Genomic DNA, 12,865 nt, shown 5'->3' on the forward strand with positions numbered 1-12,865 from the left:
AATTCTCAAAACCTCTCGTCAGGCACCCATGAACCCCACCGCGCTCGCCCGCCTTCGCTCCGTGCTGCAAACCCAAGTGGACCAGGGCCTTCTGCCTGGCGCAGTGGCCCTGGTGCACCACCGCGGCCACACCGTACTGCACGCGGCCGTGGGCCAGCAGCGCCCGCCCTCCGCCGAGGCGGTGGTGCCCGCCATGGCGCCCGACACCGTGTTCCGTATCTACTCCATGACCAAGCCCATCGCCTCGCTGGTGGCGATGATGCTCATGGAAGAAGGCCGCCTGCTGCTGTCGCACCCCGTGGCGCACTACCTGCCTGCGTTTGCCGGGCAGCAGGTGTATGACCCCGCCAGCGGAACCACCACACCCGCCGGACGCGAGGCCACCGTGCACGACCTGCTGCGCCACACCGCCGGCCTGAGCTACGCTTGGGAGCTGGGCACCGTGCCCGACGCCTACCGCGCTGCGCGCATCGGCTCGCGCCGCCACAGCAATGCCGAGCTGGCCGCCGCACTGGGCCCGCTGCCACTGGTGCACGCGCCCGGCAGCTGCTGGGAATACAGCCGCGCCACCGACGTGCTCGGTGCGGTGCTGGAGGTGATCGAAGGCGCGCCTCTGGGCGCCATCCTGCAACGCCGCGTGTTTGACCCGCTGGGCATGCACGACACGGGCTTCTCGGTGCCCCCAGCGCAGCAACATCGCTTGGCCGAACCCTTCGCGCGCGACCCGCAGACCGGCCTGAATGTGGCACTGATCGACGTGACTGCACCACCCGCGTTCGAGTCGGCAGGCGGCGGGCTGGTCTCCACCGCCAGCGACTACGCGCGTTTTCTGCAGCTCATGCTGGGCCGGGGCACCGCTTCGGGGCCCAACGGCCCTGTGCGCCTATTGGGACGCGCCACGGTGGACTTCATGACCGCCGACCACCTGGGCAGCCTGCCCGTGGCCGGTGACATCCTGCCCACGGGCTACGGCTTTGGCCTGGGTGTGGCCGTGCGCACCGCCAACGGCCAGGCCACCCGCACGGGCTCGGCCGGGCACTACAGCTGGAGCGGCCTGGGAGGTACCTTCTTTTTTGTGGACCCCGCCGAAGACCTGTTTGCCATCTTGCTCACGCAGGCGCCCGGTCAGTTGCGGTACCTGTGCGAGCTGTATCCGGCGCTGGTGTACGCGGCGCTGTGATTGGGACACCCCCCTGAGGAGCTTCGCTCCTTCACCCCCGCTCTCGCGCTGCGCGCGGGCAGGGGGACGACGCCCTCGCTGCGGGGCGGCCCTTGCGCGGCGTCTCTGGCTAGGGTCGCGCCAGTGTCATCGGCCACTTACGCTGCATAGCACCAGAGGTTCCGACGACCCAGGCTTACACTCCACGCTCAGTCACGGCACGCAGCACAGCCCCACCCGCAGTACGCTGGCCCTCCTCCAGACCTCTTTTTTGAACCTATGCAGATTCGCTGCGCACTGGTCGGCATGCCCGGCTCGGGCAAATCCACCGTCGGCCGGCAACTGGCCCACCGGGCAGGCGTGCCCTTCATCGACCTGGACCATCGGTTGGAACAGACCCTGGGCACCACCATCCGCAGCTTCTTCGAGGCCGAAGGCGAAGCGCGTTTTCGTGACCTCGAAGCCCAGGTACTGGCTGAAGTGGCCCAGCAGCCTGGCGGCATGGTCCTGTCCACCGGCGGCGGCGCCGTGCTGCGCCCCGAAAACCGCCAGGTGCTCCACCAGTTTGGCAACGTGCTGTACCTGCGCGCCTCGCCCGAAGAAATCTACAAACGCGTCAAACACGACAAGACGCGCCCCCTGCTGCAAGGCGGCAACCCCATGGACAAGCTGCGCGAGCTTTACACCCAGCGCGACCACCTGTACCGAGAGACGGCCCACTACGTGATCGAGACCGGGCGGCCGTCGGTGCATACCCTGGTCAATATGGTGATGATGCAGCTGGAGATGGCGGAGAGTGCGGGAGCCTCTGGTACGCCAGACACATCGACCTGAGACCTCACGTCCGCCACGTTGTGCAGTCCATGGGCTGCAAACGGACGCTATCCCTCGCCACGCCATTGACAAGACAGGCCAGACGGCAAACCGCTCCACATCCCGCCATACCAGGCCGCAAGGGCGGGTCCAGCGCCACCTCAGATGGGCAACTCCTGGGCCTGCGGCGCCTGCGCCCACACCACGCGATTGCGCCCCAACATCTTGCCCCGGTACAGCGCGGCATCGGCCTGCTGCAGGCTCTCGTCCAGCGCTTGTGCGCTGGCAAACCGCGCCGAAACACCCATGGTGACAGTGCAATGGATGGCCCCGTGCTCGCTTCCTCCGGACACCTGGCTGCGCTCAATCGCGTCGCGCACACGCTCTGCCAGTTGCATGGCACCGGCGCCGTCCATATCCAGGGCGATGACCACAAACTCCTCACCGCCCAACCGGCAGGTAAGGTCACCCTGGCGGGCAGTGCGTTGAAGGACCTCAGCGACACTGCACAACACGAGATCACCGACTTTGTGGCCGTAGGTATCGTTGATGCGCTTGAAATGATCGATGTCCACCATCAGCAAATGCGCCATGGCAGCTGGACGCGAACGGAAATGCGCCTCCAGCGCATCCGCCAGGCCGCGCCGGTTGAGCAAGCCGGTGAGCGGGTCATGCACCGCCATGACACGCAAATCATCCGTCAGGCGGTGCAAGACCAGCCACACCACCGCCGGCGGAAGCACCGTCCCGAGGAACGACATGTAGATGTAGAACGCCGTCTGGAAATGGTGACCCATGTCGAGGTTGCCGAGCCCGCCCGAGAGAATCAACACACACTTCGCCGCGTTCATGGCCCCGAGGCCCCCGATCAGAGTGGCAAACACGGCCATTTCAGTGCGCAGATGCCTTGCAAATGTGCGGGTGCCATAAAGCAAGACCCCCGCCATCGCCACAAACAGCACAGCGCATGCAGCGGCTAGCAGTGCATAGCGGGCCTCCGATCCGAGCATTGTTTGCACCAGCCACTGCGCGGCGGTGTAGACCCCGGCCAAGGCGAGCAACGGGCGCGCCACGGGAACCGGTTGATCAAAAAACCGGGCAGCGCCGAGCCCATAAGCCACAGGGGCGCAGAGCGTCAGGGTGTGGTTGACGATGCTCATCAACCCCCAGGTCGCGGGGCCGTCCAAAAGCTGCAACACGTATGCGAAGCCCAGCAGGAGACTGCCGATGGCAAACACATCGGTCCCCATCTTTCTGCCACGCAACCGGGTGCTGATCAGCATGAACATCACGCTGAAGCACAGAAGGTGCACGCAGAGCATGCTGAGGACAACGGTAGCGACCATGGATGAGCGCAGACTAGGAAATAGCGACAGCAGCCGCAACGCCAGAGTAACAGCGCAGCAATGCCACCGCTACCAGCACGGAGGTCCGAAGCTGCCCCTGCACCAAACAGCCATGCGATGTTGCCGGAGCAGCACTACAAGTTCGGCGCCAAAAGCCGCTCCAGCACCTTCTCGTCCATGCCCCGCCGCTGGGCCATGTCGTGCAGCTGGTCTTCACCGATCTTGCCGACATTGAAGTACACCGCATCAGGGTGGCCGATGTAGAAACCGCTCACGCTGGCGGCGGGCATCATGGCCAGGCTTTCCGTCAAGGTCATGCCCACCTCTTCGCACTGCAGCACCTCGAACAGCGCGCTTTTGGCGCTGTGGTCGGGGCAGGCAGGGTAGCCCGGGGCAGGCCGGATGCCCTGGTACTTCTCGCCGATCATGTCGTCGTTGCTCAGCTGCTCGCTGGCTGCGTAGCCCCACAGGTCGGTGCGCACGCGGTGGTGCAAGGCTTCGGCAAAGGCTTCGGCCAGGCGGTCGGCCAAGCTTTTGAACATGATGGCCGAGTAGTCGTCCAGCGCGTCGATGAAGGCCTTTTCCTTCTTCTCTATCCCTAAGCCCGCCGTCACGGCGAACAGGCCCGCGTAGTCAGCGATGCCGCTACTCTTGGGCGCGACGAAGTCGGCAAGGCAGCGGCTCGGGCGCGTCACGCCGTCGATGGTGTGCTTTTCGGTCTGCTGGCGCATGCCGTACCACGTCATGGCGACCTGGGTGCGGGTGTCGTCGGTGTAGAACTCGATGTCGTCGTCGTTCACGCTGTTGGCCGGGTACAGGCCCATCACACCGCTGGCGGTGAGCCAGCGGCCTTCGATGATCTTCTTCAGCATGGCCTGCGCATCGGCGAACACGCGCGTAGCCTCCACGCCCACCACCTCGTCGGTCAGGATGGCGGGGTAAGGGCCGGCCAGGTCCCAGGTCTGGAAGAACGGGCCCCAGTCGATGTAGCGGGCCAGTTCGGCCAGGTCGAAGTTCTTGAACACGCGCCGGCCCAGCGCGCGCGGCACCGTAGGCCGGAAGACCGCCCAGTCCACAGGCGTCTTGTTGGCGCGGATCTTGGCCAGCGACCACAGCGGGGTCTGCTTCTTGTTGGCGTGCTGGGTGCGCACCTTGTCGTAGTCGGCGTTGAGCTCCTGCACGTAGTGGTCCACACCATCGCCCAGCAGGCTCTGGGCCACGCTCACGCTGCGCGAGGCATCGGGCACGTAGACGACAGGGCCTTCGTAGTGGGGCGCGATCTTCACGGCGGTATGCACGCGGCTGGTGGTGGCACCGCCGATGAGCAGCGGGATCTTCTTGATGCGAAAGTGCTCGTCCTTCTGCATCTCGCCGGCCACGTACTGCATCTCTTCGAGGCTGGGGGTGATCAGGCCCGACAGGCCCACGATGTCCGCCCCCTCAACCTTGGCGCGCGCCAGAATCTCATGGCAGGGCACCATGACGCCCATGTTCACCACCTCGAAGTTGTTGCATTGCAGGACGACAGTGACGATGTTCTTGCCGATGTCGTGCACGTCGCCCTTGACGGTGGCGATGATGATCTTGCCTTTGCTGCGCACGTCGCGCCCGGCCAGCTCGTCCTGGCGCTTTTCTTCTTCGATGTAGGGAATCAGGTGCGCCACGGCGGACTTCATCACGCGCGCGCTTTTCACCACCTGTGGCAAAAACATCTTGCCCGCGCCGAACAGGTCGCCCACCACGTTCATGCCGTCCATCAGTGGGCCTTCGATGACATGCAACGGGCGGCCGCCCTTGGCGAGGATGGCCTGGTAGGCCTCTTCGGTGTCTTCGGTGATGAAGTCGGTGATGCCGTGCACCAGCGCATGCGACAGGCGCTCGCCCACCGTCTTGGGGTGCTCGGGCGTGCCGCGCCATTCGAGCTTCTTGCTCTCGTCCTTGGCGCCGCTCTTCGCGGTTTCGGCAATCTCGACCAGGCGCTCACCGGCGTCGGGGCGCCGGTTGAGCACCACGTCTTCCACACGCTCGCGCAGCACGGGCTCCAGGTCGTCGTACACGCCCACCATGCCCGCGTTGACGATGCCCATGTCCATGCCCGCCTGGATGGCGTGGTACAGGAACACGGTGTGGATGGCCTCGCGCACCGGGTCGTTGCCACGGAAGCTGAATGACACGTTCGACACGCCGCCCGACACCTTGGCGCCCGGCAGGTTCTGCTTGATCCAGCGCGTGGCCTCGATGAAATCGACGGCGTAGTTGTTGTGCTCTTCAATGCCGGTGGCCACGGCAAAGATGTTGGGGTCGAAGATGATGTCTTCGGGCGGGAAGCCCACTTCATCGACCAGGATGCGGTAGGCGCGCTCGCAGATTTCGATCTTGCGCTCGTAGGTGTCGGCCTGGCCCTTTTCGTCAAACGCCATGACCACGGCCGCCGCGCCGTAGCGGCGCACCAGGCGCGCCTCGTGCTTGAACTTGTCCACGCCCTCCTTCATGGAGATGGAATTGACGATGCCCTTGCCCTGCACGCAGCGCAGGCCGGCCTCGATCACCTCCCACTTGGAGCTGTCGACCATGATGGGCACGCGCGCAATGTCGGGCTCGGAGGCAATCAGCTGCAGAAAGCGCACCATGGCGGCCTTGCTGTCGAGCATGGCCTCATCCATGTTGATGTCGATGACCTGCGCGCCGTTTTCCACCTGCTGGCGGGCCACGGCCAGGGCCTCTTCGTACTGGCCGTTCAAGATCATCCGGGCAAATGCCTTGGAGCCAGTGACGTTGGTGCGCTCGCCGATGTTGACGAACAGGGTGCCCTCGCCAATGGAGACGGGCTCCAGGCCAGAGAGTTTCATGGGGGGCAGAGATACAGCGGACATAGGACTCACCTGTGCAGGGGCAGCAGAAAAACAGGTGAGCGTCGTTGCGGTGGGGCTTAGAACTTGTTCTTATGTACCCAAGCCTGACGGCCCCGTCGTGGTGAGGGGGCCGCTGCAACGCTCCTTGGGCAAGTGCCGGATTTTACCGGCTCAGCGCACCGGCAGAAACTGCAAGAACGTGCCGCCCACAATCCCCTGCACATAGCTGATGGCAGCGCGGCGGTACTTTTCGGTGGTGAAGGCGGCCAGCAGATCCAGCCGCGCAATGATCTTGCCAAACTCGCGCTCAAAACTCAGGTTGCGGCCCTGCGCACCGATCTCGTCGGCCAACAGCAGTGGCTGGCCCTGGGCATTGCGGCGCTGGGCCAGCAGCCACACGGCGCTTTCCACGTTGCGTGCGGCGTTGTAGAGATGCTGCGCATCCACGCCATCGAGCAAGAAAAATTCGGTCTTGCCACCATGGGCCGTGATGATCATGTCGGCCGTGGCGTGGATGAACGCGGCCACTCGGTCACCGGCGAACTCCGGGGCCAGTGCCAGGCCCATCGCGGCGATATCGCGGCGCCCCTGCAGCGGCGCCCAGGGCTGGCGCTGGATGACCGCGACACGCACCTGATCGATGGCCTGCTCGCGGCTGGCAACGCCGCCCTTGCGCCATTCGGCGGGGTTGCGGCGGTAGAGCTTGTCCATCAGGCGGAACAAGCCCTCCAGGTTCTCCTGCATGGCCAGGCTGGCCATGCGGTTGGTGTCGGACTGGGCCAGTTCGCCGGGCGACGCGGATGCGCCCTTCACCTCGCCGCGCGGAGTGGGTGCATGGCCAGCGCAGCCGGCCAGCACGGTACACAACAGCGCCAGACACAGCGCACGGGAAGAGGAAAAAAGCCCACACATCGTGGCGCCATTATCGGCAGCGCAGGGGCCGCCCAGATCGGCCTTCGCACAGGGTTCACACGGCGTGACGGTTGCGCAGAGAGAGGCCCGTGGCCCCGCCCTCAGGCCGTGGCGACCTGCACAGGGGCCATGGCCGAGGCCGGGAGGCCAAAGAGGTGGTCGAACACCCAGTTGAAGACGAAGGTGTAGCAAAGAAAAAACACGATCAGGCCCAGGTCCATCACGAACGCCTGCCACAGGCTGATGCCGAACCACCAGGCAAACAACGGCACCAGAGTGAAGACCAGACCGCCCTCAAAACCGATGGCGTGCGCCACGCGCCGCGCCACGCTGCGACCACGCACGGCCTGGCGCGACTCCCAGCGCTCGAAAGCCCAGTTGAAGACAATGTTCCAGACGATGGCGATCACGGAGGCGCCCACCGCCACCACACTGGAATGACCCGCACCCTGGCCCGTGAGCAATGCCAGGCCTGCAGTGGCTGCCACGATGGCGATCAGTTCGTACAGGCTCACGTAGATCAGTCGGCGCTTGACGCCTTGCAGGCCAAACAGAGTGGGTTTCTTGTCCATGGGGGCGACTTTATATTCGCCCGACTGACATATAAAGTCAGCTTATTTCAGTTTTTTTGATAGATCATTCGCGCCATGGCCTTCCATTCCGACAGCGTGCAGGTCTTTCTGGCGGCACTTGACCACGGCTCGTTCTCGGCGGCTGCGCGCGCGCTGTCGCGCGTGCCGTCGGCTGTGAGCATGACCATTGCCCACCTGGAGGCCGAGCTGAACGTGCAGCTATTCGACCGCAGCGGTCGCGAGCCCCGCCCGACAGCCGCAGCCCGCGCGCTGGAGCCCCAGGCCCGGCTGCTGGCAGGGCAGTTGCAGCAGCTCAACGCCCAGGCTCTGGCCCTGACGCAAGGGCTGGAAGAGCGCCTGACACTGGCGATAGCGCCTGAGCTGCTGGCCGCCCGCTGGACGGGGCCTCTGGCCGCCCTGGCGCAGGAGTACCCGCTGCTGCAGGTGGAGGTGCTGACGGCCCCGCAGGTGGATGCGCTGGCACTGCTGCACAGCGGGCGCGCACAACTGGCGCTGGTGTTTGAGCGGCCCAGCATCGACGGGCGCGAGGGTTTTCAGGAGGTGGGCACCGAAACCCTGGTAGCCGTGATGGCGCCGGACCATCCGGTATTGCAGGTCGCCCGTGCCTCGGCCCTGGCCCGTGGCGAGGCGCCCGAGCGCGCGATTCTGCGCGAAGAGCACCTGACCACCACGCGCCAGATCGTGGTGGCCAGCCGCGACCTGGCGCAGACCGACCCGCGTTTTGTGTTTGCCCGCCACCACTGGCGCACCGACAACCACCTGGCCGCGCTGGGCATGATTGAAGCGGGCCTGGGCTGGGGCTGGCAGCCGCGCGCGCTGGTGCAGTCGCGCATCGAGGCGGGACGGCTGGTGGAGATGCCTTTTGAGAACCTGAGCAACGGCACGGCGCTGTGGGTGGATGTGGTGTGGTCCAAGGAACGGCCCCTGGGCCTGGGTGCTGCACGTTTTGTGGCGCGAATGCGCGAGAGCGTCGCCGCGCAGCACGGATGAGGTGAGGGTTTGAATGGAAACAGCGTCATGCGCTTATATTTCAAGCGTCTGCAGCTATATTATTCATAGCGAAATTGACGACATCAGCGCGCCAGAACTCCCGCGCCTCGCCATCCTCTGGCACCCACAGGCGATGCGCCCAGCCACCCTGCTGCCCCAGCGCCCGCACCGATGCACGCGTCGTGGGGCAATGGTCCAACGCCTGCAGGTGGTTCACCACCAAGGTGCCATGGGCCAGCTGCGCCGCTTCTGCCATGTCGGCTGCGTCCATCAGGATCTCTGCACCCACGTCAAAGCGGGCGCCGCCAGCGGGCAACACCGCCACGTCGGGCTGCAAATGCGCCAGGCAGTCGCGCACGGTGGGCGTCATCACCGTATCGCCCGCCAGATAGATGCTGGGCTCGCCCGGCAACTCCAACAGATAGCCATGGCCGTGTTCCATGAAGCGCCCGACCCAGCCTGTTCCGTGCACGCACGGGATGGGCGTGACATGGCCGCCCAGCGCCCAAGGCTGGCGACCCGGCCCCGCCAGGGCTTGCACTTGCAGCCCTCTCTGCGCCAGATAGGCCGCATCGCGCGGCATGCACAGCACGGGTATCTGGCGCTCGCGCAGAAAGCGCTTGCCCCAACGGTCCAGGTGGTCGAAGTGGCCACGCTGGCAATGCGTGATGAGTGCGTGGGTCACGCGCTGCAGGCATTGGTCTGAGCCATCGGGCAGCTCCACGATGGGGTTGCGCTGGCGCCCCACGCCCAGGTAGCGCAGCGCGGGCAGGCTGCCCCTGGGAGCGAGCATAGGGTCCACCAGCAGCCCCACGGGGTGGCCTTGTGAGACGAACTCCAGAAGGAGGGTGGCGTTGCGCAACTGGGTGATCAACATGGTGAAACGGCTCCGAAAGCAATGGGATGCCCCGAATTGTCGAGAGGACGGCATCCAACGAGAATGTCTGCATCTGACAATTTCTTTCCATTTCAAGCCACAACACCGCCGTGAGCAAACCCCGTGCAATCAACCCTATCGCACCACCTCTGCGCCTGGCACTGCTGCTGTACCCCGGCTGTATGCCTGCGGGTCTGTTTGCCACCGCCGACATGGCACGTGCCGCCCATCTGCGCGCGCAGCGCCCTGTCATCAACACCTGCTGGGCGGGTGTCGACCTGCAGGCCGTGCCCACCTGGCAAGGCCCGGCCCTCGCCCCCACGGTGACCCTGGCGCAGGCCGAGGTGGACGCCGTGCTGGTGCCAGGCCTGTGGTTGTCTTCGCCCGACGGGCTGCAGGCACCGCCGTTACAAAGGCAGCTGGCACCCACCATTGCGGCACTGCGGGCACTGCCACGCCGCACCCAGGTATGGAGCTACTGCGCGGGCGTGGCGCTGGCCGCAGGCAGCGGCCGTTTGCACGGGCGCGCGGCCACGGCCACCTGGTGGCTGCAGGCCGCCCTGCAACAGCAGTTTCGCGCGGTGCAATGGCGCTTTGACGAGCCCCTGGTGGAAGACGGCGCCATCACAACGGCCGCCGGCGCCAACGGCTATCTGCCCTTGATGCTGCACGCCCTGGCTGCGCGCCTGGATGCCGCAGCGCTGGGCGACCTGCAATCTCTGCTGATGCTGCCCCGCCCACGCAGCAACCACCCCGCCTTTGCCGGGCACGACCTCATGGCGGTCACCGATGCCGAACTGCGCCGCGCCATGGTGTGGGTGCAGCACAACCCCGCCACCGCGCTGCGGCTGCCCTTGCTGGCGGACGCACTGGGCGTTTCGTCGCGCACGCTGGCGCGCCGGGTACAGGCGCATACAGGGCTTTCTGCAGCGCACTGGATGCGGCGCATCAAGCTGCGCCAGGTGAGCGAGGCACTGTGCGACACGCCGCAGCCGCTCAAGCGCATTGCCGAAAACCTCGGATTTGCCAGCGAAGCCGGTCTGCACCGCGCTTTCCGGCAGGCGACAGGCCAGACGCCACTGGCCTACCGCACGGCCCACGGCGCGCGCTGAGCGCTGTTACCCTCGCCACCACCATCGACCCGCCGCCACCAGGAGCCACGCATGCCCCTCACTCACCACACTGCCCCGTACTTCGACGCCCGCGACAAGGCGCTGGCACAACGCTGGGCACATTGGCAACCCGGCCTCCCCAGCCTGCCCGGTCAGGCGGCAGGCAAGGCGCCCACACTGGACCATTTCAACCCCGGGGACAAACCGTTCTCGTTGGGCAACAAGGCCGATGACAAGGCCGCCGTAGAAGAGTTGGCCGTGGAACTGGACGCCCTGCAAAACCTGTTCTACGCCGACAAGCGCTACAAGCTCTTGGTGGTGCTGCAAGGCACCGACACATCCGGGAAAGACGGCACAATCCGGGGCGTTTTCGGGCGCATGAGCGCACTGGGCGTGCATGCCGTGGGCTGGAAGGCGCCGACCGAGGCCGAGCGTGCACGCGACTACCTCTGGCGCATCCACGAACAGGTGCCGCAAGCAGGCGACATCACCGTATTCAACCGCAGCCACTACGAAGACGTGCTGGTGCCGGTGGTCAATAGCTGGATCACGCCCGAGCAGCACCAGCAGCGGCTGGCCCACATCAACGACTTTGAACGCATGCTCAGCGAAACGGGCACCATCGTGCTCAAGTTCTTGCTGCACATCAGCCCGCAAGAGCAGCGCGAGCGCCTGCAAGAACGCCTGGACGACCCGGCCAAACACTGGAAATTCAGCATGGGCGACATCGAGGTGCGCAAGCAATGGTCCGACTACCGCAAGGCCTACAACACCCTGCTGGCGGCCACCCACACCCCCTGGGCGCCCTGGACCATCGTGCCTGCCGACTCCAAGACACACCGCAACCTGATGGTGGCCACGTTGCTGCGCGAGGTGCTGCACAACCTGGACCTGAGCTACCCCACCGGAGACCCCGCCCTACAACACTTCACGGTGGTGTAGCCGTCGCACCGGCGGGCCACACAGAGGCCCCACGGGGGGCGTCCCCCGGGGACCGCGCTTACAGCGCGTGGCCGCAGTGCTCGCAAAACCGGTCACCCACATGCACGGCGCCCGCGCAGCGGGGGCAATGCAACGAAGCATGGGCGGCTGCAGGCGCAGGCGCGGCAGCGGCACCCGCCAATACCGCTGCAGTCGCAGTCGCCACTGGCGCAGCCTCAGGCGTTGCAGCGGCTTCCGCCGCAGGAGCCACCGGCGCCTGGGCGACGGCACTGGGCTCGACGGCGGCAGAAGCTGCGGGCGCAGGCCCTGCCACTGGCGGTGTGTGGGCCTTCTCCTTCATTTCGGCCATCTTGGTGTTCACATCGTTCAGGGTCTTGTCCGTGCTGCTGCGGATTCCACCCAGGTCCACCTTGTCAGAAAACTCGCACCAGGTCAGCACGCCCACCATCAAAGGCAGCAGGAACACAAAGGCCGATGCGGTGACAAACACCAGCGCATAACCAATGCCAGCGCCCACCCAATGGCTGTTGCCGTAGCCCCCCATCAACGCACCCATGTCAAAACCCATGCCTGTGCCGATGATGGGCGCAGCCATGCCCCCCACGATAGCGCTGGAGACACCGATCAGGCCGAACAGCATGGCGGCAAAGATGCCCGACAGCAGCAAACCGCCGACGATCTTGCCGATGGCAGCAAACGGGTAATTGCGGGTAATGCTCCAGGTGATGGACAGCGCGTGCATGACGCGCTCACCATCCCAGATCGCGGGGCCCACGATGGACACCGCCACGTAATACCCCAGCAGCGCGAGCGCCACCGTGAGCACCAGCAGCGGCACCGCTACCACCAGCAGCACGGGGCCGATGCCCGGCAGCTTGCAGACCAGCAGCACCAGCGCCGCGCCCAGCAGCACCGCTCCGTACAGCAGCAGCATCAACAGCCCAGCGCCCAGCAGCTTGGGCAGGCTGAACAGGCCCGCCACGCAGTAGCTCACAACGCCACGGTAAGGCCGCCCGCGCGCCAGATCGGTCAGGCACACACCAGCACCGCTGGTGCCCGCGATCACCAACACCAAGGCCAGCAGCCCCAGCAACACGGTGAAGACGATGGACATGTGGCCCATCATGCTGCCCAGGGCGACCAGCAGCCCAGCGCCCAAGTAGGACGCACCCATCACGGACACGGCCTGCCAGCAGGTCAGGGCCTCAGGCAAGCGGAAGATCGAATACTGATGGTCACCGGCCAGAAATCGGTGGTTGTTCATGGTGA

General features: G+C 65.7%; 11 protein-coding genes and 1 riboswitch. Of the genes, 5 read left to right on the top strand and 6 right to left on the bottom strand.

Going from position 1 to position 12,865, the window contains the following annotated elements; all coding sequences use genetic code 11:
- The first annotated feature begins 28 nt into the window (after positions 1 to 28).
- Both CLU85_RS22365 and CLU85_RS22370 read left to right on the top strand, forming a co-directional pair.
- Positions 29 to 1,180 (top strand): serine hydrolase, encoded by a 1,152-nt coding sequence (locus CLU85_RS22365; RefSeq protein WP_100412196.1) that lies wholly within the window; start codon positions 29 to 31, stop codon positions 1,178 to 1,180.
- Positions 1,181 to 1,438: 258 nt separating this feature from the next.
- A complete protein-coding gene (locus CLU85_RS22370) occupies positions 1,439 to 1,993 on the top strand; it encodes a shikimate kinase (protein WP_100412197.1) in 555 nt (184 codons plus the stop codon).
- 140 nt (positions 1,994 to 2,133) lie between these two features.
- On the opposite strand, the gene CLU85_RS22375 is transcribed toward CLU85_RS22370, so the two are convergent.
- From CLU85_RS22375 to CLU85_RS22390, 4 genes are all read right to left on the bottom strand, one after another.
- A complete protein-coding gene (locus tag CLU85_RS22375) occupies positions 2,134 to 3,318 on the bottom strand; it encodes a GGDEF domain-containing protein (protein ID WP_100412198.1) in 1,185 nt (394 codons plus the stop codon).
- A gap of 134 nt (positions 3,319 to 3,452) precedes the next feature.
- On the bottom strand, positions 3,453 to 6,191 hold the full coding sequence (gene metH, locus CLU85_RS22380; protein ID WP_100412199.1) for a methionine synthase: 2,739 nt from the start codon (positions 6,189 to 6,191) through the stop codon (positions 3,453 to 3,455).
- Between the two features lie 29 nt (positions 6,192 to 6,220).
- A riboswitch (S-adenosyl-L-homocysteine riboswitch) is annotated at positions 6,221 to 6,323 on the bottom strand.
- A gap of 18 nt (positions 6,324 to 6,341) precedes the next feature.
- Positions 6,342 to 7,082: a hypothetical protein gene (locus CLU85_RS22385; RefSeq protein ID WP_100412200.1), complete on the bottom strand. Its 741-nt coding sequence runs from the start codon at positions 7,080 to 7,082 to the stop codon at positions 6,342 to 6,344.
- Between the two features lie 101 nt (positions 7,083 to 7,183).
- The gene (locus tag CLU85_RS22390; RefSeq protein ID WP_100412201.1) at positions 7,184 to 7,654 is read right to left on the bottom strand and encodes a PACE efflux transporter; all 471 of its coding nucleotides are present in this window, start codon (positions 7,652 to 7,654) and stop codon (positions 7,184 to 7,186) included.
- 75 nt (positions 7,655 to 7,729) lie between these two features.
- Between CLU85_RS22390 and CLU85_RS22395 the strand changes: the two genes are divergently transcribed.
- The gene (locus CLU85_RS22395) at positions 7,730 to 8,665 is read left to right on the top strand and encodes a LysR family transcriptional regulator (protein ID WP_100412202.1); all 936 of its coding nucleotides are present in this window, start codon (positions 7,730 to 7,732) and stop codon (positions 8,663 to 8,665) included.
- 40 nt (positions 8,666 to 8,705) lie between these two features.
- On the opposite strand, the gene CLU85_RS22400 is transcribed toward CLU85_RS22395, so the two are convergent.
- Positions 8,706 to 9,542 carry an MBL fold metallo-hydrolase gene (locus CLU85_RS22400; RefSeq protein ID WP_100412203.1) on the bottom strand — a complete coding sequence of 279 codons (837 nt, stop codon included), beginning with the start codon at positions 9,540 to 9,542 and terminating at the stop codon, positions 8,706 to 8,708.
- A gap of 110 nt (positions 9,543 to 9,652) precedes the next feature.
- On the opposite strand from CLU85_RS22400, the gene CLU85_RS22405 reads away from it, so the two are divergent.
- Positions 9,653 to 10,654, top strand: coding sequence for a GlxA family transcriptional regulator (locus CLU85_RS22405; RefSeq protein ID WP_232727902.1), 1,002 nt, complete (start codon positions 9,653 to 9,655; stop codon positions 10,652 to 10,654).
- Between the two features lie 51 nt (positions 10,655 to 10,705).
- A complete protein-coding gene (locus CLU85_RS22410; protein WP_100412204.1) occupies positions 10,706 to 11,596 on the top strand; it encodes a PPK2 family polyphosphate kinase in 891 nt (296 codons plus the stop codon).
- 58 nt (positions 11,597 to 11,654) lie between these two features.
- Here CLU85_RS22410 and CLU85_RS22415 read toward each other — a convergent pair whose 3' ends face one another.
- Entirely contained in the window at positions 11,655 to 12,860 is a 1,206-nt protein-coding gene (locus tag CLU85_RS22415) for a zinc ribbon domain-containing protein (RefSeq protein WP_100412205.1), read from the bottom strand.
- Between the last annotated feature and the right edge of the window lie 5 nt (positions 12,861 to 12,865).

It is taken from the genome of Acidovorax sp. 69 (genome assembly GCF_002797445.1).
In the GTDB taxonomy this organism is placed as follows: Bacteria; Pseudomonadota; Gammaproteobacteria; order Burkholderiales; family Burkholderiaceae_C; genus Acidovorax.

Bases quoted from the DNA above. Each gene is read 5' to 3' on its own strand.
- CLU85_RS22365 (WP_100412196.1), top strand. From the start codon at position 29: ATGAACCCCACCGCGCTCGCCCGCCTTCGCTCCGTGCTGCAAACCCAA.
- CLU85_RS22370 (WP_100412197.1), top strand. From the start codon at position 1,439: ATGCAGATTCGCTGCGCACTGGTCGGCATGCCCGGCTCGGGCAAATCC.
- CLU85_RS22375 (WP_100412198.1), bottom strand. From the start codon at position 3,318: ATGGTCGCTACCGTTGTCCTCAGCATGCTCTGCGTGCACCTTCTGTGC.
- metH (WP_100412199.1), bottom strand. From the start codon at position 6,191: ATGTCCGCTGTATCTCTGCCCCCCATGAAACTCTCTGGCCTGGAGCCC.
- CLU85_RS22385 (WP_100412200.1), bottom strand. From the start codon at position 7,082: ATGTGTGGGCTTTTTTCCTCTTCCCGTGCGCTGTGTCTGGCGCTGTTG.
- CLU85_RS22390 (WP_100412201.1), bottom strand. From the start codon at position 7,654: ATGGACAAGAAACCCACTCTGTTTGGCCTGCAAGGCGTCAAGCGCCGA.
- CLU85_RS22395 (WP_100412202.1), top strand. From the start codon at position 7,730: ATGGCCTTCCATTCCGACAGCGTGCAGGTCTTTCTGGCGGCACTTGAC.
- CLU85_RS22400 (WP_100412203.1), bottom strand. From the start codon at position 9,542: ATGTTGATCACCCAGTTGCGCAACGCCACCCTCCTTCTGGAGTTCGTC.
- CLU85_RS22410 (WP_100412204.1), top strand. From the start codon at position 10,706: ATGCCCCTCACTCACCACACTGCCCCGTACTTCGACGCCCGCGACAAG.
- CLU85_RS22415 (WP_100412205.1), bottom strand. From the start codon at position 12,860: ATGAACAACCACCGATTTCTGGCCGGTGACCATCAGTATTCGATCTTC.